At 56.8% G+C, this 20,662-nt stretch carries 16 protein-coding genes and 1 tRNA gene; 11 read left to right on the forward strand and 6 right to left on the reverse strand.

Annotated features, from left to right (window positions below):
• Positions 1 to 50 precede the first annotated feature (50 nt).
• The gene (locus tag ACN0V1_RS12035) at positions 51 to 1,253 is read left to right on the forward strand and encodes a M24 family metallopeptidase (protein WP_417545227.1); all 1,203 of its coding nucleotides are present in this window, start codon (positions 51 to 53) and stop codon (positions 1,251 to 1,253) included.
• 63 nt (positions 1,254 to 1,316) lie between these two features.
• On the opposite strand, the gene ACN0V1_RS12040 is transcribed toward ACN0V1_RS12035, so the two are convergent.
• The 4 genes from ACN0V1_RS12040 to ACN0V1_RS12055 form a co-directional block, all read right to left on the reverse strand.
• Positions 1,317 to 4,103: an aminotransferase class I/II-fold pyridoxal phosphate-dependent enzyme gene (locus ACN0V1_RS12040; RefSeq protein ID WP_417545228.1), complete on the reverse strand. Its 2,787-nt coding sequence runs from the start codon at positions 4,101 to 4,103 to the stop codon at positions 1,317 to 1,319.
• Positions 4,104 to 4,199: 96 nt separating this feature from the next.
• A complete protein-coding gene (locus ACN0V1_RS12045) occupies positions 4,200 to 5,198 on the reverse strand; it encodes a C45 family autoproteolytic acyltransferase/hydolase (protein ID WP_417545229.1) in 999 nt (332 codons plus the stop codon).
• Between the two features lie 65 nt (positions 5,199 to 5,263).
• Positions 5,264 to 6,727: a biotin carboxylase gene (locus ACN0V1_RS12050; protein WP_417545230.1), complete on the reverse strand. Its 1,464-nt coding sequence runs from the start codon at positions 6,725 to 6,727 to the stop codon at positions 5,264 to 5,266.
• Between the two features lie 37 nt (positions 6,728 to 6,764).
• The gene (locus tag ACN0V1_RS12055) at positions 6,765 to 7,625 is read right to left on the reverse strand and encodes a carbon-nitrogen hydrolase family protein (RefSeq protein WP_417545231.1); all 861 of its coding nucleotides are present in this window, start codon (positions 7,623 to 7,625) and stop codon (positions 6,765 to 6,767) included.
• A 258-nt stretch (positions 7,626 to 7,883) separates the two neighbouring features.
• Here ACN0V1_RS12055 and ACN0V1_RS12060 point away from each other — a divergent pair, with 258 nt between their 5' ends.
• The 10 genes from ACN0V1_RS12060 to ACN0V1_RS12105 all read left to right on the forward strand — a co-directional run bounded on the left by ACN0V1_RS12060 (position 7,884) and on the right by ACN0V1_RS12105 (position 18,994).
• Complete coding sequence (locus ACN0V1_RS12060; RefSeq protein ID WP_417545232.1) at positions 7,884 to 9,644, forward strand: sensor histidine kinase; 1,761 nt, start codon at positions 7,884 to 7,886, stop codon at positions 9,642 to 9,644.
• Positions 9,619 to 11,052, forward strand: coding sequence for a sigma-54-dependent transcriptional regulator (locus ACN0V1_RS12065; protein ID WP_417545233.1), 1,434 nt, complete (start codon positions 9,619 to 9,621; stop codon positions 11,050 to 11,052). Before ACN0V1_RS12060 ends, ACN0V1_RS12065 begins: the two co-directional genes overlap by 26 nt.
• Before the next feature lie 247 nt (positions 11,053 to 11,299).
• Positions 11,300 to 12,667 (forward strand): ABC transporter substrate-binding protein, encoded by a 1,368-nt coding sequence (locus ACN0V1_RS12070; RefSeq protein WP_417545234.1) that lies wholly within the window; start codon positions 11,300 to 11,302, stop codon positions 12,665 to 12,667.
• A 44-nt stretch (positions 12,668 to 12,711) separates the two neighbouring features.
• Complete coding sequence (locus ACN0V1_RS12075; RefSeq protein ID WP_417545235.1) at positions 12,712 to 14,037, forward strand: ABC transporter substrate-binding protein; 1,326 nt, start codon at positions 12,712 to 12,714, stop codon at positions 14,035 to 14,037.
• Between the two features lie 67 nt (positions 14,038 to 14,104).
• Positions 14,105 to 15,004 (forward strand): branched-chain amino acid ABC transporter permease, encoded by a 900-nt coding sequence (locus ACN0V1_RS12080; protein WP_273255185.1) that lies wholly within the window; start codon positions 14,105 to 14,107, stop codon positions 15,002 to 15,004.
• On the forward strand, positions 15,004 to 15,945 hold the full coding sequence (locus ACN0V1_RS12085) for a branched-chain amino acid ABC transporter permease (protein ID WP_417545236.1): 942 nt from the start codon (positions 15,004 to 15,006) through the stop codon (positions 15,943 to 15,945). Before ACN0V1_RS12080 ends, ACN0V1_RS12085 begins: the two co-directional genes overlap by 1 nt.
• Complete coding sequence (locus tag ACN0V1_RS12090) at positions 15,942 to 16,718, forward strand: ABC transporter ATP-binding protein (RefSeq protein WP_417545237.1); 777 nt, start codon at positions 15,942 to 15,944, stop codon at positions 16,716 to 16,718. Before ACN0V1_RS12085 ends, ACN0V1_RS12090 begins: the two co-directional genes overlap by 4 nt.
• 1 nt (position 16,719) lies before the next feature.
• Complete coding sequence (locus ACN0V1_RS12095) at positions 16,720 to 17,394, forward strand: ATP-binding cassette domain-containing protein (protein WP_417545238.1); 675 nt, start codon at positions 16,720 to 16,722, stop codon at positions 17,392 to 17,394.
• A gap of 33 nt (positions 17,395 to 17,427) precedes the next feature.
• Positions 17,428 to 18,558, forward strand: coding sequence for a zinc-dependent alcohol dehydrogenase family protein (locus tag ACN0V1_RS12100; RefSeq protein ID WP_417545239.1), 1,131 nt, complete (start codon positions 17,428 to 17,430; stop codon positions 18,556 to 18,558).
• A gap of 16 nt (positions 18,559 to 18,574) precedes the next feature.
• Complete coding sequence (locus tag ACN0V1_RS12105; RefSeq protein ID WP_339781161.1) at positions 18,575 to 18,994, forward strand: thioesterase family protein; 420 nt, start codon at positions 18,575 to 18,577, stop codon at positions 18,992 to 18,994.
• A 60-nt stretch (positions 18,995 to 19,054) separates the two neighbouring features.
• On the opposite strand, the gene ACN0V1_RS12110 is transcribed toward ACN0V1_RS12105, so the two are convergent.
• Positions 19,055 to 19,131 (reverse strand) — tRNA-Met (locus ACN0V1_RS12110).
• 91 nt (positions 19,132 to 19,222) lie between these two features.
• Positions 19,223 to 20,560: an acetyl-CoA C-acetyltransferase gene (locus ACN0V1_RS12115; RefSeq protein ID WP_417545240.1), complete on the reverse strand. Its 1,338-nt coding sequence runs from the start codon at positions 20,558 to 20,560 to the stop codon at positions 19,223 to 19,225.
• Positions 20,561 to 20,662: the final 102 nt, after the last annotated feature.

Genomic DNA, 20,662 nt, shown 5'->3' on the forward strand with positions numbered 1-20,662 from the left:
GTATAGGTGCTTAATGAAGACTGGTTCCCGGAACAGCGAGCAATTAACCAATGGATTACCGCACCTACCGCGAAAAACTGCAGAGCCAGTTCCCCGAGCCCGTACTGGCATTCGAGCCGAATGAATACGAGGCACGACTCGCCTCGATTCGCCGGGGAATGGCTAAAGCCGGGCTTGACCTGTTACTGCTGACCGAAGCTGGAGAGTTGTGCTATCTCACTGGGTACACCACCTTCGAGGTTTCGGTTCAGTGCGTACTTCTTGTGGCGGCCGATCGAACCGTACTGTTCGTGCCGGCCATAGAAATCGGTCCTGCCGTGTATCTAAGCCGCGTGGACGAGGTTATCGGCTACCCATGGCAGGCTCCCGAGGCGGTAGGTAGCGAGCTGGCCGCGCAGGTGCGCCGCACGGCAGGCACCCCGGCGCCAAAGATCGGCTTCAGCCCTTGGGCGGGATCCTTCCGACCGGGGTTGCTTATGGCTCTCAAGAACGAGCTGGACGCAGCCAGGTTTGTCGATTTCGGCACGCTGATCGATCGTGTTCGTCTGGTGAAGTCCCCCGCCGAAATGATCTATTTGGCCGAAAGCGCAGCTATCACCGGTGCCGGCCTGGACGCGGCAGCAACAGTGATACGAGAGGGCGTGGTCGACCATGAAATCGCCCGTGCCGGTGCCAGTTCCATGCTGGAGGCAGGCAGCGAATTCATGAGTATGCAGCCGATTGTGACGACCGGCGCGCGCAGCGGCATCATTCATACCAATCATTCGGGTTACAAGCTTGCTCGCGGTGATGTGGTGTTCACCGAATTCGGTGCAGTTCGCCGCCGCTATACCGCGCCGATGATGCGCACCGCCGTAGTCGGTGAAGCTTCGGCTGAGATTCGTGAATTCCATGGGGTGTGTCTTGACGTCCTCAGCGCAGTGATGTCGGCGGCGCGAGCGGGTTCAAGCTTCGCCTCGGCAGCCCGCGCTGGCGAAGCAGCGCTGGCGCCGATCGTCGATCGTGCCTTTTTCTCCGGCGTGTTTGGCTATCCGGTTGGCGCAGCATTTCCGCCATCCTGGGTCGCCGGTTCGATGTTCATAGCCACCGATAACGAAGCGATGCTGGAGGAAAACATGGTGTTTCATTTGCCGATCTGCCTGCGCAAGCCAGGCGAGTTTGGTGTCGGTTTCAGTGAAACGGTGCGTATCACAGCGACAGGGGCCGAACGGATTACCGCCAACACACTGTCTCTTGAAGAGATTTTTTTATAATCGGGGGCACATTCAGCCCGCCATGCAGCTGGCTGAATGTAACTGAGGAAGAAAAGCGGCTCGTCAGTCCGCACCGTCCTTCGTGCGACCCAAGGCGTCGGCTGTATAAACGATAAGCCCCAATTCCGGCCGATAACCATGAATTTCCGTCACGTCCAGCGCCTGCAGGAAATGCAGGATCTCTTCGCTGATAACCTGCCCCGGCACCAACACGGGGAAGCCCGGCGGATAGGGAATTACGAAGCTGGCTGAAACGACATCTCGCCCCTCGGCCATCTGTTTCTGCAGTTCGCCATTATCGAAGCGCAGATACTCGGTGTTTTCTTCTTCGTAACTGAGGAAGTAGGCCCGGCGAATATCGCCTTCGGGACTGCCCGGGGTGGGCCGGAAAGCGTCGTGAAAGCGACTGAAATCCGGCAACGGCGGTAAATCCTCAGTCAGGGATTTAACCTTGTGTTCAATGATCTTGCGTTCCGGCCGGCTGCTTTCTTCCCAACGCCGGTCAAAACTCTTGGCCAGCTTGATCAGTACATCCAGCAGGTAGGCGATAGAGCCACGGTTGGTTCCGATGTTGGTCATGAACAGCACGGTGTTGCGGGATGTCTTGTTGATCTGGATCCCGAACTGGTTCATCAGGTATTCGTTCTTGAAGGTGTCACCATCAATGCCTGTTTTCCCGATGGCCATGGTAATCCTGCTGGGATCAATCACAAACTCGTCATGGGCCCAGGCCTCCTCCATCTTGTTCCAGCCGCTGACGGGGTCGTAGAAGGTATCGACACCGGACTGGCGATACTCCAGCGGAATCATGTCCTTATTTACCAACACCTGGAAGTATTTTTTCAACAACGGGGTGGTGTAAAGCTGTTCGCGCAGAGTCAGTGCCGCCTCAATCTGGGCGTGGACCAGTTCGAAGCCTTCCATTTCCGCCTGCATTCGGCCCACATCCAGGGATGCGACAATCTGGTAATTGGGCGAAGTCGAGGTGTGAGTCATGTAGGCTTCGTGGAAAGAGGCCTCCACTTTCTGGCGGTAATCCTGGTCATAGACATGGATCATCGACCCTTGACGCAGTGATGTCAGGGTTTTGTGAGTCGAGTGTGTCGCATACGCCCGGACACGCACGGAGTCGGGGGCCGGCATCAGGCGATTGTCCAGCCAGGTAGCGTCATCATCCGGGTCCAGCTTGTCGAACTCAGCTTTCCAGGCATCGTACTCCGCCTGATAGTCTTCGCTGCGGTAACGGTCCCGCAACGTCCGAGCGGCATGCATGGCGGTACGTGGTCGGTAGGTCGGGTTGAAGGTCGCAAAGGCAAACCAGGCTTCATCCCAAAGGAACACCAGGTCGGGCTTGATGGCCAGGCACTCCTCCATCACCCGGCGCACGTTGTAGACCACACCATCGAAGGTGCAATTGGTCAACAGGAGCATTTTGACCTTGCTGAGCTGCCCGTTGTGCTTGAGATTGAGCAGTGTTTTCTTCATTTCCCGCAGTGGCACGGCGCCATACATGGAGTAGTCATTAAGCGGGTAGGAGTCCAGATACGCAACGTGTGCGCCCGCCAAAACCATGCCGTAGTGGTGGGATTTATGACAGTCACGATCAACCAGCACAATATCCCGGGGCTTTACCAGCGCCTGGACAACGATCTTGTTGGCGGTTGAAGTACCGTTGGTTACGAAGAAGCTCTGGCGAGAGCCGAAAGCCCGAGCGGCGTACTCCTGGGCTTTTTTGATGGGGCCATAGGGCTGTAGCAGTGAATCAAGCCCCCCGGACGTGGCCGACGTTTCGGCCAGAAAAATATTTATACCGTAGAAGTCGATCATCTGCCCCGCCCAATGGGATCGGGTCACTGACTTACCACGGGAGATCGGCATGGCATGAAATACGCCGGTAGGCTTGCGGCTGTATTCGCGCAAGGCATCGAAGAACGGCGTACGGTAGCGATCATCGATCGCTCGCAAGATCGTGTGGTGTTGCTCGATGTAATCCGTTTCGCGGTAGAAAATGCGCTTGAAATGCCGGATATCCGCACTCGCAGTTACTTCCACATCACCGCTGGTCACCAGAAACTGATCAATCTCCGGGCGGATTTCGCCAATCATTGAACCCAGCAGGAGGCTGCGCTCGGCCTCGGTCTTACACTCGAGCTCCTTTTCTGAAAGGCCTTCGAGGTAATTGCGGAGGGTGCTGAGGTTGTACTTCGACTTATAAGGGAATTCGTAGCGGATCATGCAGGCCTGGATATTGGGATTGACAAGGATCGCAATCAGCGCGTCTTCAAAGCTTCGAACGGTAACGGTGTCATAGATGAACTTGTCTTCCGGACGGCGCAAGCTGTGGAAGGCCTCACGAACCACATCCTCCTCCTGCAGCGACATCGCATCGACAATCAGAACCTCGAAATAAGGCTGAGCCGAGCTATTGGAAGCGGGGTGACCTCGGCGCAACTGTGCCAAGGCGTCGAGCGCCTCGAGATCTTCAGAGTCCGAATCGTTCTCACTGAGGTCGACGTGGCGGCGGCGGTAGGACTCACTGATCAGTGTCCGCACCAGGCGCTTGACCACTTTCTCCAATTGAACGAAATCACCCCGGCCCAAAAGAGCCCAAAGATGCACGAAGTCCTCCTTGGACGGGAATGCGTGGTAGTCCTCTATGATTTCCAGGCGGGTGAGCTTGATATCGATGGCCTTGGCCAATGACTTCACTTCCGCCGCATCGTCAATCCTGATAATGCGACCGAGATCTCGCTTCAACGCATTCCAGGTATCGGCTCGCAGCTGGCTGATCTTGTGATAAAAGCCCAAGGCCGTGTAAGCGGTTTCTGTCTCTCTTATTATTTCGCTCATGGTTTCACCTTCTGTCCCTGAGTTTTCAGACGAGATTTATGACCAACCGCCAATGCTTGGCGGCAAAGCGCAAAAGTGCTCGCACGTCCCGAAAGGCTATCCAGGGACGCTGGCACGAACGTTGTAACGGATGTCCACGAATGTCTCTTCAAAATGCTCGAAAGACAACTCAATTGACCTTTCCGGCCAATGGTACTGGGCGACCCCCTCGTTGGGGTGATATACCGCAGTGTAGATGGTTCCGAGGCCGCGCCGATAATCGGTTCGAAACAGGGGCGGCGCTGCAAATGCCGAAATCAGTCGCTCTTTGGTCGTTGCGGGATCGTCTACCAGAATCGACAGCTGTCGTTCGCGGATCAGCGTCTCCGAAGCCAAGGCATGGGCGTACCACTCGATCCGCTTCTGGTGGTTGGTCGCCACCGGAATCCGCTTGATTGATGCCGGACGGTCAGGGCCTATCATGGCGGTAATATAGCGCTTACGCGCGTCGGTCACCGTGATGTTGTAAGCCATGTGTGTGGGCACGCGAGCCAGAACGTCTGCCGCTTCCGGCGTCGTGTCACAGAACTCGAGAATGTAGCGCAGAATAATCGGCGCGCCAAACCCGTCACCCACCGCCGTGCGCCCACCGAAGGCCAACGAAACGGACAGCCCACTTTCGTTAATGCCATCGAGCACACCCACCAGGCAGTCCGACATGGCGATAACCCGGCGACCGTTCCAGCAGGTTGACAGGATCGTGCCTTCACAGAGTTCGGGCGGATAATCGTAGTTACGCACCAGCACGTTAGCGTCAGCGTCGGCAAACGCCGCCTGGGAGCACCCGGTTATGTAGGCCGGTGGCCGATAGAGGCTAAGCAGTCTCGAAGACAGATCACCACCGCCGGAAAGCTCGCACAGCCGCCGATACGTGGGGATCAGTTCTGGCATATGCCGGGTCAAAGCGTTGTAACAGGCAAGATAACTGGGCCGCTCGCGCTCCGTCTCCGACAAATACCAGCGTTCGTAAGCCGGCCAGTGGAGGTCAAAAAGGCGCCGCCATTTTGGCCCTGCTTCCAGCTCATGCACTGTCTCGAAAATCAGCTGTTTCTGCATGACATCGGGACCATCCGGCCCAAGGGGGCGGATGGGGGTTTTGCCACCCCTCATCGTGTCGATGTTCACAGTATTTTGAAGTTGCTGCCACCGATGGCATGATCGACCGCCGCTGCCTCAATAGCCGGGTCCTGCAGGGCCTGGCCGGCAAACTGGCCGCGGATACCGTCGATCCAGGCTTTCGCCCGGGGCGTCAGGTCGAAGTTGTCGTCCATCAGTCGTCCGCGGGTAATCAGTATCCCGAGGTCAGCACCTTCGTAGCGGAAATCACCCACCCCGCTTATACGCATGAAAAATGCTTCCTGCTCGCTCTCAGCGGCGTGCGGATGATAGTTGTAGTGATCGTAGCCAATGCTGCCGTCTTCCGACATACGCCAGACGCCTGACTCGGGTGCCTGCGTCAGCAGGTCCACCGACTCATCGGTATGCTTGATAACAAGCTGGCTCCAACTATCGATGCTGTCCGGGTTCGACCAGCGCTCGTTGATGTCCTCGATATTGATATCGAAGTCCTGGTCAGAGAACTCCAACAGGTGGAACAAAAACAATGGAACATCAGAATGGGCGAACGCCGCTACGTTGGTCAGCGAGCTGGCGCCGGTGACCCGTGGATTAAGCTCACCCAGGTATACTTCATCCGTATCCATGTCGATCAGGAAGTCGAGCTCGAAATACCCGCGATAACCCTCGTCCCGCAGGGCCTCGCCAAACTTGAAGGTATACTCGCGGGCTTTGTCTCTGACCTCCTGGGTGAAGGCGCCGGCAAACATCTCATTACCACACCAGCCACCCTTGTAGGGCGTCAGTGCCTTGAAGCCCACCAATTCCGTCATGAGCGGCCCAACTACAGTGCCGCAGCGGGTGCTGCAGGCCTCAATCGCCGAGCCCCTGCAATTGATCCGTTTCATGATCTTCACTTCGGGTTCGGCTTCGATTTCTTCGGCGTGCTTATAGTACTCATCTTCGTTGGAGACAAAGAACGTGGTGTGGCCCGAGTCACCGAAAGCCGACTGGATAACCAGATCGGTGCCGAGCGCCTCGCTTACTTCCTGCAAATGGGCGTAACTGTTCACCTTGGCCAGGACATTCGGCACGCTTGGCACGCCAACTTTGTTGCCGATCCGCACTGTCTCGATCTTGTTATCCATACGCGAGCGCAATTCCGCCGGCGGGAAGGCGATACGCAGACCAAGCTGCTCGCAGATTTCTTCGGTATGCTCGTTGAACATCAAGAAGGTGGCTGTGCCCTTGCCGCCTCGGGACTGCAGGTAATCAATAACTTCCTTATGCTCAAGAAGGTAGTTATTAATATCCTCGATGCTTTCGAAATCCCGGGGGAATTTCATTTTGGGCACGAAGATATTCTTCTGCCGGCCGTCAAAGCAGTCAATATAAGTAATGTGCCGGAAGTTGCCGACCCAGTCACCGATGCCCAACAGGTTGAAGTTCGTTGCGGAGATAAAATAAACCGGGTCTTTATTGTTGTGGAAATAACGACGGATATCAGAAATGTTTGTTATCTTGTTCATTTCTTTCTCTCCTGTTGAGGGGCGTTCCTGAGTATTTTCAGAACTCGTTACGAAGTGGCTTGGCCAATGGCCCCAATGCATCGAGGAACGGGCTGGATCCGTTTTCACTGCTGTAGAGGGAAAAGTTCACGCTGCGATCCCGGAAGCTTTTCAGCGGTTGGCCGAGGCCATGAAGGCCGCGCTCACGCTCGCGACGGACGCGATTGAAATCCACCTCGACCGGCACGATCTCCTCGCCGACACCGCACTGATGAAGCACATCGCCAGAAGGCCCCACTACGATCGACCGACCGTTACCCATAGCGCCAGTGCCATTAAAGTCAAAGAAATAGCATTGGTTGATGGCTGCGTTGGTGCGGGCAATGGATAGTTCAATATCGCGATCAACGGTATCGGTCATGGTCGGGTGCAGGATCACTTCTGCGCCCATCGATACAAGAGTTCTGGTTGTCTCGGGGAACCACATGTCGTAGCAGATCGAGACCCCGAACCGGCCAACTGCCGGTACGTCAAACACTCCAAACTCGCTGCCGCCTTCAACCCCTTGTTCGTAGGGCCTGAACGGGAACATCTTGCGATAACGACACACCACCTCGCCCTGAGGGTTTATAACCGACAATGTGTTGTAGATCCTGTCGCCGTCACGCTCGAACATGGATCCCGGTATCAGCCAGATGCGGTGCAACAATGCCAGTTCGCAAAACATGCTTTCCATCGGGCTGGGGAACGGTTGGGCGTGTTCGGTGGAGGCGCCGTTGGCTACCAATTCACTGAACATCACCATCTGAACCTGGGGAAAGCGCGTCATCAGAATATTGATGCGCTGGCGCATGGCTTCAGTATTGTCGCCATGATGCAGGGCGTGCATCTGCACCCCGGCTATTGTGAAATAAGACATCACATTCCTCTATTTAGTGATCCCACGACCCCAAGCTTCGGGCTTGGAGCCACATGCGGTTGGATTAATTCAATGGACTGGATGAATATTTCGTAACGGTTTAGTTATCGAATCTGTGACTATTGCAAGCTTATGTCAAATCCACGAGCCTGTCGAAAGTCAATTTGAGTCATTACAACAACACGTTTGCCAAGGATACGCCGTCAGATTGAGGCGGAGCCACAACTGATCGCTATCTGATGATAAATTGAGGTTGCCATGAAACCCAGATTCAGTCTGGTCGGCCGTTACACTTTTCTCTCCCTGACACTGATGGTTGGTTCGGTTGCAGTGCTCAGCGCGCTTTACGCCGCAGTCTCGGACTTGCTGACTGAACGTCTTGCCGGAGAGCGCCTTGAGGCCCAAGTCGCCGGCAACGTCAATCGTCTGACCAATTTTATCGAGAATCGGATCTACCAGCTTGAAACCTTGTCCACACACCCCTCTACTCCCCTATACCTTTCCTACACCGATGCGGTGCCCGAGGGTGTCAAAGAGCTGGTAAGGGTGGAGGCGGATTCACCGGATCTCTACGGCGTTCTGTTTTTCGACGGCAATGAGGAGTTGGCCAATGTCATTCCGGGTCAGGCCGCTTCCGGCAGCCCCTATTGGAACCGTGAGAGCTGGTCACTGAAGGGTCTGCCCACCGTCACTTTTGGCAGCAGTGAAATCATCGGCCCTCACCTGCCCGACGGTAATGGCCCCGCCTGGTTGTTAATCCGTCAACCGTTGCGAAACAGTGCGGATCTTGCCATTGAGGGCTCCATTGGCCTGCATGTGCGGTTAGCATCTCTCACCGAACTGATGCGCACAGAAAACCCGGCAGGCCTTCTGAAATCCTTTTTGCGCACCCCCTCAGGCGACCTGTTCAATGCCACAGGCAACTTGCAAACACCTGCACCGGAGGCCCTGCGTACCGGGCCCGAAGTGATGCCCGGCTGGCGTATTGATTACGTGGTGTCCACGAGTGACATCCTGAGTCCGTTGCGAGACGCCCAGCTCGGACTCTATGCTTTAGCCAGCGTAATGGCACTCGGCACGGTCGCCTTATTCTGGGCACTGGCGAGGAGTCTGCGCCGACGGGTTGCCCGGCTGACCCAAGGCGCAGAGGCCTTTGCCTCCGGTGATCTGAAATTTCGTCTGCAGGCACCCAAGAATGACAAGGATGAGATCGATGTGCTGGCGCACGCCTTCAACGCCATGGCAGACCGCCTGCAAGAGATGATCCAGCGTACGGTTCAGGCGGAAAAACTGGCAGTGCTGGGGGAGTTTGCCACTGGGGTCGCCCATGAAGTGCGCAACCCCCTGGCCACCATCAAGCTGACGGTTCAGGCACTGGAGAAAGGCGAAGCCGATGACCAGCGGCGGGATCTGCTGATCTCCATGGAGGATGAAATCGATCGGCTCAATCGCGTGGTCGGTAACTTGCTCGATTACGCCCGCCCGGTCGCCGGGGCACCTCAGCACGTCGATATCAGACGAATATTTCGCCATGCATCTATACTCACTTCCGGGCTGGCAGACACCCACCAAGTGACGGTAAGCACCAGCGGCGATCCACGACAGTCCGTTTACGCCAGCCCCGACCAGGTCATTCAGTGCCTGGTAAATCTGGTAGCCAATGCTATTCAGGCCTGCGAACCCGGGGGCGTCGTTCAACTACGGGCATTCCGCAACGGGAATCGGGTCACCGTAGATATCACTGACAATGGTTGCGGCATGCACGCAAGCGTCCTGCAACGGGTCACAGAACCCTTCTTCACCACCCGCCAGGAAGGCACCGGCCTCGGGCTGAGCATCACGCACCAGTTGATCGAACTAAATGAGGGTCACATACTCATCCAGAGCACCGAGGGAAAGGGCACCACGGTTTCAGTCACCCTGCCTGCGGCAAATAGTGATAACCTTTCAATCCAGAAGAAAACACAAAAACAACGACCTACTGACAACCAACATGTGCTCACAGATCCTGATCGTTGATGACGAAAAAAGCTTTGTCCGCTCACTCACCTTCGCCCTGAACCAGGCTGGGCTTCACAGCCAGTGCGCCTATACGGGTGAAGCTGGCCTGGCAGCTCTGGAAGACAATCTGCCAGACTTGATGCTGCTTGATTTGCGGCTGCCCAAAATGAGTGGCATGGATGTGCTGTTCGAAGCCGCCCGACGGTATCCCGAACTGCCGATCGTCATGATATCCGCCCATGGGGATACCCGAGCAGCAGTACAGGCGGTAAAGGCTGGCGCGACCGACTACCTCACCAAACCCTTTGCCCTTGATGAACTACTGCACCTGATCCACAACATCACCGAACGCACCCGCATGCAGGAAGAGCTCAGCTATCATAGCTCCCGGGGAGCCACCTCGTCCGGCCTGGTAGGCTCCAGCGAGACCATGGCGCATCTTTGGCAGACCGTCCAGCGCGTCGCTGGCAGCAGTGCAGGCAGAATTCTTTTGCTGGGCGAGTCAGGCACCGGCAAGGCCGTCGTGGCCCGAGCCATTCATGAGCAAAGCGCACGATCCTCCGAGGCTTTTGTCGAGATCAACTGCGCCGCCTTGCCGGAACAGCTCATCGAAGTGGAACTGTTTGGCGCCGAAAAAGGGGCCTACACCGGCGCTCACCAAAAACGCTCTGGTCTGGTGGCTATGGCCCACCGCGGCACCCTGTTTCTGGACGAAATCGGCGAACTGCCCCTCGCCCTACAGGCCAAGTTTCTGCATTTTCTGGAAAACGGTGACTACCGGCCAGTTGGCGGCAGCAGCAACCATACGGCAGATGTGCGGGTAATTGGAGCCACTAATCGCTCCCTGGAAGAGGAAGTTCGCCTGGGCCATTTCCGGGAGGATCTCTATTTCCGGCTCAATGTCATTGAAATGACGATTCCGCCCCTGCGCGAGCGAGGCGATGATCTTCGCGAGCTTTTGGGGGCATTTATTGATTCACAAGCCCGGGAAGAAAGTTGCCGTCCCATCACCATCCCACGGGAAACCCTGGAGTTACTGCTGGCCTACAGCTGGCCTGGCAATGTTCGAGAGTTACGCAACCTGATCGAACGCCTAACCATTCTTTATCCCGGCCAGTTGATCAGAAAGCAGCACCTACCCGCCGAATTCCACACCAACAGCATGCCTCAGGAGGATAGTGACCAGCCGACGGCATCCTCCCTTGACCAGCACCTACCCGCCGAATTCCACACCAACGGCATGCCTCAGGGGGATAATGACCAGCCGATGGTATCCTCCCTTGACCAGCACCTGCAGCGGGCTGAGCGTCAACTGGTGCTGGAAACACTGGAAAAAACCGGCGGCCGCAAGGGTAGAGCCGCCGAACAGCTAGGGCTTTCCCGGCACGCTTTCAAACGCCGCCGGCAACGTTTGGGTATCACCTGAGAAATTGAGCGCTATGCGCTCATCAATCACGCGCTGTGAGCGATATACGATCATCAACCGCGCTCCGTGAGCGCTGTGCGCTCACAATGCCGTCTGATGTAGAAACAGAAAAGCGCCACTTGACTTGCGTCCCGCCTAAAAGCGCCCTTCACGTACATTGGCACCGGTTTTGCCTTATGTTCTGCCAGTTGGTTCACAATAAAAATACATAACCACACGCCGGATACACCCGGCCGGGGAGGCTGCCGTGTCGGAACTGCTGGCCCGCATGCGCCAAGTGCTGATCATCCTTTGCACAATCACCTGCCTGGGCGGCCTACCGATGTATACCCGTGTCGCTACGGTTATGCTGCTCGGCATGAGTTCGAGTCACGCCAAGGTCCCAGTACAGGCCATACCACTGGTGGGACGGGTCGAACTCGGCGCGCCTGAAGAGACCGCCGACGCTACTGTTGCCTGCATGTACCCGATGACCGGTCGCTCCGCCAGTTATGGCAGGGACAGCATCGTCGGCATCAAACTCGCCCTTGACGAACTCGCCGCTGATCCTGCCTCGCCCAAATTACGGGTGATCGTAGACGATTCCCGATCCAAGTCCTCCTTTGCTGTTCGCATGGCGGAAGACTTTATCCGCCAGGATCACGCCAACATCCTTTGCGGCATGGTCAGCTCTGGCGTGGGTATGGCAGTCAGCCGTCTGGCAAAAGAGCGCAAAATCATTCTGATCGGCACCGATCACGCGTCCTCAAGGGCCACCCTTGAGGAGGGCCATAAATACTACTTCAGGGTCTCCAGCGATACCTGGTACTCCCATGCCGCTGGCGCCCGCTACCTGAGAGAACTGCAACAAAAAAACAACTGGAACAAGCTGGCCTTCCTCGGACCCGACTATGAGTATGGCCGGGTCGCCTGGCGCGACCTACAGCAAGCACTGGGGCTGCTCGAGGTGGACTATAAGGTGACGGGCACATACTGGCCCAAGCTCTACGAACCGGACTACTCACTTTACATCCAGGCGCTGCTTGAGTCGCCACCAGACGTACTGGTGGTGTCTCTGTGGGGCGGTGACTTTACGGCCTTCATCGACCAGGCCCGCACCACTCGGTTATTCCAGCGGATGCGCGTGGCTAACCTGGATGCCGGCGGTGACTACGAAACCCTGGTCAGTCTGGGTCCGAAGCCCCCGGAAGGGCTTATTCTGTCCGCCCGACACCATGTGAACTGGCCCGACACCAAACTCAACCGGCATTTCGTCAACCGGTTTCACGCCCTGTCAGGACGCTACCCCAGCTACTCCGCGCAAGGCGCCTACGCAGGCATGTTGACCATAGCTCTTGCGATTCGCCAGGCCGGCAAGGTCACCGACACTGAGTCCATGATTTCGGCACTTGAAGGGCTGCGCGTCCGCCTGCCTAAGGATCCCGAGGGTTATGTTTCTTATATTGACCCTGACACTCATCAGATCGTTCAGGCGCAGGCCGTCGGCACGCCGGTACCCAACACACTCTATCCGCCAGCTCAGGTCATGCTTGGTAACTGGCACGTTTACGATGCTGAATCCCTGAAACCGTCCCCCGCTCTCGTCAAGAAGCGACGCGGTGAATCCGGCAACTGACCTCTCGTCAGCTGTTTTTTAAAACAACAATGAAGGAGAAGACAATGGGACACTCCCTGCAACCCAAATCCTGGCAGCGGACGCTACTGGGCACCGCCACCTCTCTGGCCATAGCCTCCACTGGCATCGTTGGCTTCGCGGGCTCTGCCAGCGCCCAGGAAGCCACGTTCAAGGTCGGACTGGTGACCTTCCTGTCCGGCGGTGCATCCGGACCGTTCGGGGTTCCGGCGGCGCAGGCCGCCGAGACCGTGATCAAAGCCATCAACGAGGGCACCCTGCCGGCGCCATACAACACCAAGGGTATTAATGGCCTGCAACTGGAGTCGGTGGTCATCGACGAAGCCGGTGGCCCCACCAAACAGGTGGAGGAATACCGAAACCTGGTCCAGCGACAGAACGTCGATGCAGTGATCGGTTATATCTCAAGCGGTGATTGCCTGGCAGTCAGTCCGGTCGCCGAAGAGTTGAAGACGTTCACCATCGCCTTCGACTGCGGTACGCCGCGTCTTTTCCCGGAACTGGAAAGCCCGAAGTACTTTTTCCGGACCGGCCTCGATGCCACGGCTGATAACGTTGGTGCCGCCCACTATTTGAAAGAAACCCACCCGGACATCACACGGGTGGCTGGTATCCAGCAAAACTATGCCTGGGGTCAGGATTCCTGGAACGACTTCCGGCTCTCGATGGAGCAGTTGATGCCAGACGCTGAGTTTGTGGACAACCAGACGCCACAGATTTTCCAGGGCAGTTACGGCACCGAGATTTCAGCACTCCAGACCAGCCGTCCCCAAATCGTCCATTCCAGTATGTGGGGTGGTGATATGGAGGCGTTCGTGGCTCAGGCCAATGTTCGCGGACTTCTCGATCAGGCAACCGCAGTGCTGACCACCGGCGAATCCGGCTTTAACCGGTTTAAAGACCAGGCCCCTGACGGCACCATTATCGGTGGTCGCGGGCCCTTCGGTGCTTTCATGCCGGACAACGACCTGAGCGAATGGTTCTCGAAAGCCTATGAAGCGCAGCATGGCGTACCGCCCAGCTACCCCTCATCGAAGATGGCCCAGGCTCTGCTGGCACTGAAGTATGCGGCTGACAACTCCGGAGCCAAGGGTAAGCCGTCGAATGAGCAGTTGGCCTCTACGCTTAAAAGTGCAACTTTCGAATCCGTGAGTGGCACAGTTCGCATGGCCCTGGCCGGTGGTCATCAGGCTCTGCAACCGATGTTCTACGGCGAGTACCACTATTCACCGGAAACCGGCCCGGAGCTGCGCAACATTCGCTCCTACACCGGTGCCTGTGTGTCTCCACCCGATGGTCATGATGCCCAGGAGTGGATCAAGAATGGCTTCCCGGAAGCCGATTGCAACTGATCCATCACCCTGGTTCCGGTGTTCCTGAGAGGAGCACCGGAACTCTTCCCAACAGGAGTAGACACAGATGTTAACCATCTGGGCGATTCTTATAGACGGTCTTATCTACGCGTCCTGGCTGTTTCTTGTCGCAGCCGGTCTGACCGTCATTTATGGTGTCATGCGAATTCTCAACATGGCTCACGGCAGCCTTTACGCTCTCGGCGCTTACGCCTCAGCCTCATCCATCGGCTGGTATTACGCCAGTGGCGGGGACCAACTGTGGATTGCCTTCGCCCTGCTTGCCGGCTGCGCCATCGTTATCGGAGCCATTGCCGGCTTCATTATGGAGCGGGGAATCTTACGCCTGATGTATGGGCGTGACGAAGTGCTGATGCTGATTGTCACTTTTGCCCTGTTGTTAATCCTCGAAGACCTTATGAAGCTCGTCTGGGGAACCACCCCTTATTTTGCCTATCAGCCCTACGCCGCTCTGGGCCGCTTCAATTTCGGCGTGCTGAGCGTATCCGGCTATCAGATCATGGTGGTTGGAGTATCCGTGGTGGTGGGTGCCATCCTGTGGTTCTGGCTGGAGCGGACCCGCACCGGGAAGATACTGCGTTCCATTATCCACGACCGCGAAGTGTCCGAAGCCATGGGGGTGAATGTACGCCGCATGTTTACCATGACTTTCGTAATCGGAGCGGGTCTCGGTGCGATTGCCGGTGGCTTTACCGCACCCATTATTTCTGTCGTTCCCGGAATCGGAGTTGAGGTTATTGTGGTCGCCTTCGCGGTCGTCGTGACCGGTGGGCTGGGCAGCATTACCGGTGCCGCCATCGGCGCACTGATCGTCGGCCTTGCGCGAGCGGCCTCGATACACACCATGCCGCAATTGGAGCTGTTCATCATTTATGCCGTGATGGCCGCGGTCCTGATTTTCCGCCCCAACGGACTATTCGGTCAGGCCACTGCGAGGAAAATATGATGCGTCTGCAAAAAACAGAAATGTTGCTGGTTGTGACAGCCCTGGTGCTCGGGTTGTCATCGTTCATCAGTCCAGACTGGCTGGTCTTTACGTCAACACTGGCCATTGCTGCCGCCCTCGTGGTCATGGGTGTGGTCATGTTGATGCGCGCCGGCCTGGTTTCCTTCGGTCAGGGGCTGTTCTATTGTATCGGCGGGTATGCGGTCGGTCTCGGCGGGCGCTTCCTTGGCGTCACCGATGCACTGGCCCTCGTTGGCATGGGCATCGTAGCAACCGTTGCACTGGCCATGGTGCTTGGGCTTTTGTTGACGCGCTACCGGGAAATCTTTTTCGCGATGCTCACGCTGGCCTTTTCCATGATCCTCTACGGGGTCCTGGTGAAAAGTCACGGGCTGGGCAGTACCGATGGTTTTGGCGTGGTGAACTGGTCGATCCTGGGTTATCAGCCAGACCCGGGTCACGAGAGCGCCACCGGCCTCTGGTTGGCCATTGTTCTGGCCCTGGCCGCGGCACTGTTCCTGAACCGCTACTTCCAGTCCAGTATCGGGCTGGCTTGCGAGGCGATCCGCGAGAACGAGGTTCGCGTCGAATATATGGGTATCTCGCGGCGCCAGGTTCTGTATATCAATTACGTCATTGCTGCCGCCCTGGGATCCATTGGCGGGTCACTGACCGCCCTGACCGCCGGACATGTCGACCCCACCATGGCTTACTGGACGATTTCCGGTGAGTTTGTATTCATTGCACTGCTTGGTGGGACGGGCCACGTTGCAGCACCGTTTATTGCGGCGTTCATCTTTATTCTGGTGAGAACCTACGCAGTTGAGCTGTTCCCTAACTCCTGGCAGCTCATTCTGGGCATTGTTCTGCTGTTGATCATCCTGTTCCTGCCCAAAGGCATCTGGAGCCTGTTTACCCGTAAGCGGAGGGCTGAAGCATGACTGACATACTGAAAACGGAAGGCCTGTCACGCTATTTTGGCGCCGTGGTTGCCGCAGAGGACATCAACGTCACCATCACCGACGGGGAAATCGTCGGGGTCATCGGCTCGAATGGCGCCGGTAAGACTACGTTTATCAACATGGTCACCGGTTACTTGCCCCCCTCCTCGGGTGTCATCAACTTCGATGGCCAGCCCATCGGGAGTCTAGGCCCCCGGAAACTTATGCGTCGCGGCCTTGCTCGCTCGTTCCAGATTCCACAGTTGTTTCTGGAATTGTCCGTGGTGGACAATCTCGCAATTGCTCTGTCTGCCGCTGAAGGCAGGCAGCTCAACATGATCCGCGCGGTGCGGACGCCGGAACGTATTTCGGCGGCAGACGAGATTCTCGAACAGATGAACATCACCCAATACCGGGATGAAATGGTCACCGCCATGCCCCAGGGCGCCCGCAAACTGCTGGATATTGCCATTGCCATGCTGGGTGAGCCGAAGATGCTGCTGCTGGATGAGCCCACCAGCGGTGTCAGCACAGACGAGAAGTATAACTTGATGGATACCGTGATGGAGGTAGTTCGCCGCCGGGGCCTGACTGTGCTTTTCGTCGAGCACGACATGGAGATCGTCCGGCGCTATGTTACCCGGGTTTTGGCCTTCGCCAGCGGCGTTGTCATCAAGGATGGCGCTGTAGACGAGGTTCTGGCGGATGATCAGGTCCAGGAATTGGTAACCGGTAAACGTCACCAGCCACAAACCGAGCAGGGAGACGCCTGATATGAGCCTTAACATCACCCACCTTGACGTCTCGATCGAAAAAATCGGTATTCTGCGGGACATAAACCTGACCATTCCCGACGGGGAGATGGCCGGTCTGATCGGCCATAACGGGGCCGGCAAGACGACTCTGATCAAGGCCATCATGGGCCTGCTACCGGCGGTCGCTGGCAAAATCGAGTTCAAGGGAAAAGACCTCACCCGCTATGCGTCTTATAACCGCGCCAGCATGGGGATCAGCTATATGCCGGAGGACCGCCGTCTGATCCCGGAACTGACCGTCACCGAAAACATACTGATGCCGGCTTGGGCGAATAAAATCAAGGACGGTGAAGAACGACTGAAGTGGATTTACTCCCTGATGCCGGAGATCGCCGATTTCGGAGAGCGCAAAGCCCTGCAACTTTCCGGCGGTCAGCAAAAACTGGTCGCCCTGGGCCGCGCCCTGATACCGGGCCGGGAGCTGATCCTGCTGGACGAGCCGTTCGAAGGGGTCGCGCCCGTACTGGCCAAGCGGCTGTCTTCCGTCATTTCAGACCTGCGCGGGGAAGGCCTGACAGTATTGATCGCAGAGTCAGACGACATTCACTCTGCGGATCTGGTAGACACCACTTGGCGAATCGAACGCGGTTCCGTTTCGGTGGGTCGTGAACATACACCGGTGTCGGTGGACTAATAGCCAAACAACGATTGATCGAGGAGAAATTCAATGAAAATTCGTGCAGCTGTTCTACAGACCATTGGTGCGGAACGCCCTTATCAGGACACCAGACCGCTCATCATTGAGGAACTGGAACTGGACCCGCCCGGGGATAATGAAGTGTTGGTTCAGATCAAGGCCGCCGGCCTTTGCCACTCTGACCTGTCGGTGATCGACGGTAACCGTCCGCGCCCGGTGCCCATGGCCCTGGGCCACGAAGCGGCCGGTATTGTGAAATCGGTCGGCAACGGGGTTCGCGACCTGGAAGAAGGTGATCATGTCGTCGTCGTATTCGTACCCAGCTGTGGCCACTGCGCCCCCTGCGCGGAAGGCCGGCCCGCCCTGTGCGAGCCTGCAGCGCAAACCAATAACGCCGGCACCCTGGTCTGCGGCGAACATCGCCTGCACCGAGCAGATGGCACCACCGTCAATCATCATATGGGGGTTTCTGCCTTTGCCGATCATGCGGTGGTGTCGCGGAACTCCCTGGTCAAGGTCGATCCAGCACTGCCCCTGCATCACGCGGCCCTGTTCGGCTGTGCGGTACTGACCGGCGTCGGTGCCGCCATCAACTCCGCCAACATCAAAGCCGGTCAGACCGTGGCCGTCATTGGCCTTGGGGGTGTAGGCCTGAACAGCGTACTGGGTGCCCTGGTGGCCGGAGCTGGGGAGGTGATTGCGATCGACCTGGACGACAGCAAGCTCGCACTGGCGAAGGAGCTGGGCGCCACCCACATTTTCAACTCCGGCGAAGAAGGGTGCATGGACAAAATCAAAACCCTGACCAGTGGCGGCGTGGACTGCGCCATCGAAATGGCCGGCTCCGAAAAGGCCCTGGAGTTCGCATACCAGATCACCCGCCGTGGTGGCACCACCGTCACCGGCGGCCTGGCCCATCCGGAAAAGAAAGTCGCCATTCAGCAGGTCAGTCTGGTTGCCGAGGAACGGACCCTGAAAGGCAGCTACGTGGGCAGTTGTGTACCCGTGCGTGATGTTGCCCGCTATGTCACCCTGTTCCGTCAGGGTAAACTGCCGGTGGACAAACTGCTTAGTGGTACCCTGACGCTGGATCAGATTAACGAAGGATTTGATAACCTGGCCTCGGGCAAGGCCGTCCGCCAGGTTGTTCTGTTTGATTAAACGAAGGAGCCCGACATTGGAACGAGAAGACTTCACCGTTTTTTATCCCGTCACCACGCGATGGATGGACAACGATGTGTATGGACACATCAATAATGTCACCTACTATTCCTACTTCGACACCGCCATAAACCAGTATCTGATCGATGAGGGAGGCCTGGATATCCACAACGCCCCCGTCGTCGGATATATCGTCAGCTCAAACTGTCAGTTCCGAAAACCGGTAGCCTATCCTGAGGCTATCGAGTCAGGGCTCCGTGTGGTGAAAATCGGAGGAAGTTCGGTGACTTACGAGGTTGGCATTTTCAGAGAAGGCGATCCCGAAGCGGCGGCATTCGGGCAGGTTGTGCACGTATTTGTGGACCGCAAGAAAAATGCATCGACCCCCATACCCGGCGAAATCCGTGCGGCACTTGAGCGGATACTGGTGAACTGAATATCACGCTAAACACACAAAAGGCAGACCAGTAAGTTACTGATCTGCCTTTGTTTTATATGGTAGCGGGGGCAGGATTCGAACCTACGACCTTCGGGTTATGAGCCCGACGAGCTACCAGACTGCTCCACCCCGCATCAAACTGGTTGGCAACCTCTCGATCACCGAGGTGCGCATACTACGGAGCCCAAACCAATCTGTCAAAGACTATTCCGACTTTCCAGTAACTTATCGCTCCAGAATAGCCGTTACGCCCTGGCCACCGGCTGCGCAGATGGAAATCAGGCCGCGCCCGCTGCCCTTCTCTTCCAGCAGCTTGGCAAGCGTGGCCACAATACGCCCGCCGGTCGCAGCGAACGGGTGGCCGGTGGCAAGGCTGCTGCCTTTCACGTTCAGCTTGTTGCGATCGATGCTGCCTAGCGGCTTGTTCAAGCCCAACTTGTCTTTACAGAAAGCAGGATCTTCCCAGGCTTTGAGCGTTGAAAGAACCTGCGATGCAAATGCTTCGTGGATTTCATAAAAATCAAAATCCTGCAGCGTAAGGCCGGCTTTCTCCAGGAGACGCGGTACCGCATAAGCCGGAGCCATGAGCAGCCCTTCTTTTTTATCCACAAAATCAACTGCAGCCACTTCCGAGAAAGTCAGCCAGGCTTTTACCTCGAAGTTATTGGCCTTTGCCCATTCTTCACTGGCCAGCAGCACGCAAGCGGCACCATCGGTCAATGCGGTACTGTTAGCAGCCGTCATGGTGCCATTCTCGCGATCGAAAACCGGCTTCAGTGTTGCCAGCTTTTCCAGTGTGGTGTCCGGGCGCAGAATATTGTCTTTCTCAAGTCCTGCCAGCGATGTTATCAAGTCATCAAAGAAGCCTTCTTCATACGCTTTAGCCAACTTCTTGTGGCTTTCCCATGCCAGCAGATCCTGTTCATCTCGCGGGATAGACCATTCATGTGCAGTTACCTGCGCGTGCTCACCCATGGACATGCCAGTACGGGGTTCTCCGTTTTGCAGTACGTCTGGCTTAAGGTGGTTGGGGCGCAAACGGCTGAGAATCTTCAACCGGTCGCCGGTCGTCCTGGCCCGGTTCAGATCAAGCAGAATTTCCCGCAGGCCTTCGCTGACACCAATTGGCGCATCCGAGGTGCTATCTGTGCCACCCGCAATGCCACACTCAATCTGCCCAAGGGCGATCTTGTTGGCTACCAGAATCGCCGCCTCCAACCCGGTGCCGCACGCCTGTTGAATGTCGTATGCCGGTGTTTCTGGCGCCAGCCCGCAACTCATTGCAGCTTCCCGGGTGAGGTTAAAGTCTCTGGAGTGTTTGATTACGGCGCCGGCAACCACTTCACCAAGGCGCTGCCCCTGAAGGCCGAAACGATCCACAAGCCCGCGCAACGCGGAGGTCAGCAACTCCTGATTACTGATCTTGCTGTAGGCCGTATTAGAGCGGGCAAAAGGAACCCGGTTGCCGCCAATAACGGCAACGCGGCGAACGCCACTGGCGCCCTTCTCCGCCGCTTTCATAGTCGAGGGTTTCTTCTGGTTGGACTTTTGAGCCTGTGACATGATGATATCCTTTCTTCAAGTTTTCTGGAGTTGAGGGCAGTCTAGCGTCAACCACCAAGGTCTCATTGGCATGCCTGACAAAGCCTCATAGGCATTGAGTCA

This window comes from Marinobacter sp. (assembly GCF_048266785.1).
GTDB lineage: Bacteria > Pseudomonadota > Gammaproteobacteria > Pseudomonadales > Oleiphilaceae > Marinobacter.

Coding starts and splice junctions, on each gene's coding strand:
- ACN0V1_RS12035 (WP_417545227.1), top strand. CDS start 51: ATGGATTACCGCACCTACCGCGAAAAACTGCAGAGCCAGTTCCCCGAG.
- ACN0V1_RS12040 (WP_417545228.1), bottom strand. CDS start 4,103: ATGAGCGAAATAATAAGAGAGACAGAAACCGCTTACACGGCCTTGGGC.
- ACN0V1_RS12045 (WP_417545229.1), bottom strand. CDS start 5,198: ATGCAGAAACAGCTGATTTTCGAGACAGTGCATGAGCTGGAAGCAGGG.
- ACN0V1_RS12050 (WP_417545230.1), bottom strand. CDS start 6,727: ATGAACAAGATAACAAACATTTCTGATATCCGTCGTTATTTCCACAAC.
- ACN0V1_RS12055 (WP_417545231.1), bottom strand. CDS start 7,625: ATGTCTTATTTCACAATAGCCGGGGTGCAGATGCACGCCCTGCATCAT.
- ACN0V1_RS12060 (WP_417545232.1), top strand. CDS start 7,884: ATGAAACCCAGATTCAGTCTGGTCGGCCGTTACACTTTTCTCTCCCTG.
- ACN0V1_RS12065 (WP_417545233.1), top strand. CDS start 9,619: ATGTGCTCACAGATCCTGATCGTTGATGACGAAAAAAGCTTTGTCCGC.
- ACN0V1_RS12075 (WP_417545235.1), top strand. CDS start 12,712: ATGGGACACTCCCTGCAACCCAAATCCTGGCAGCGGACGCTACTGGGC.
- ACN0V1_RS12080 (WP_273255185.1), top strand. CDS start 14,105: ATGTTAACCATCTGGGCGATTCTTATAGACGGTCTTATCTACGCGTCC.
- ACN0V1_RS12085 (WP_417545236.1), top strand. CDS start 15,004: ATGCGTCTGCAAAAAACAGAAATGTTGCTGGTTGTGACAGCCCTGGTG.
- ACN0V1_RS12090 (WP_417545237.1), top strand. CDS start 15,942: ATGACTGACATACTGAAAACGGAAGGCCTGTCACGCTATTTTGGCGCC.
- ACN0V1_RS12095 (WP_417545238.1), top strand. CDS start 16,720: ATGAGCCTTAACATCACCCACCTTGACGTCTCGATCGAAAAAATCGGT.
- ACN0V1_RS12100 (WP_417545239.1), top strand. CDS start 17,428: ATGAAAATTCGTGCAGCTGTTCTACAGACCATTGGTGCGGAACGCCCT.
- ACN0V1_RS12115 (WP_417545240.1), bottom strand. CDS start 20,560: ATGTCACAGGCTCAAAAGTCCAACCAGAAGAAACCCTCGACTATGAAA.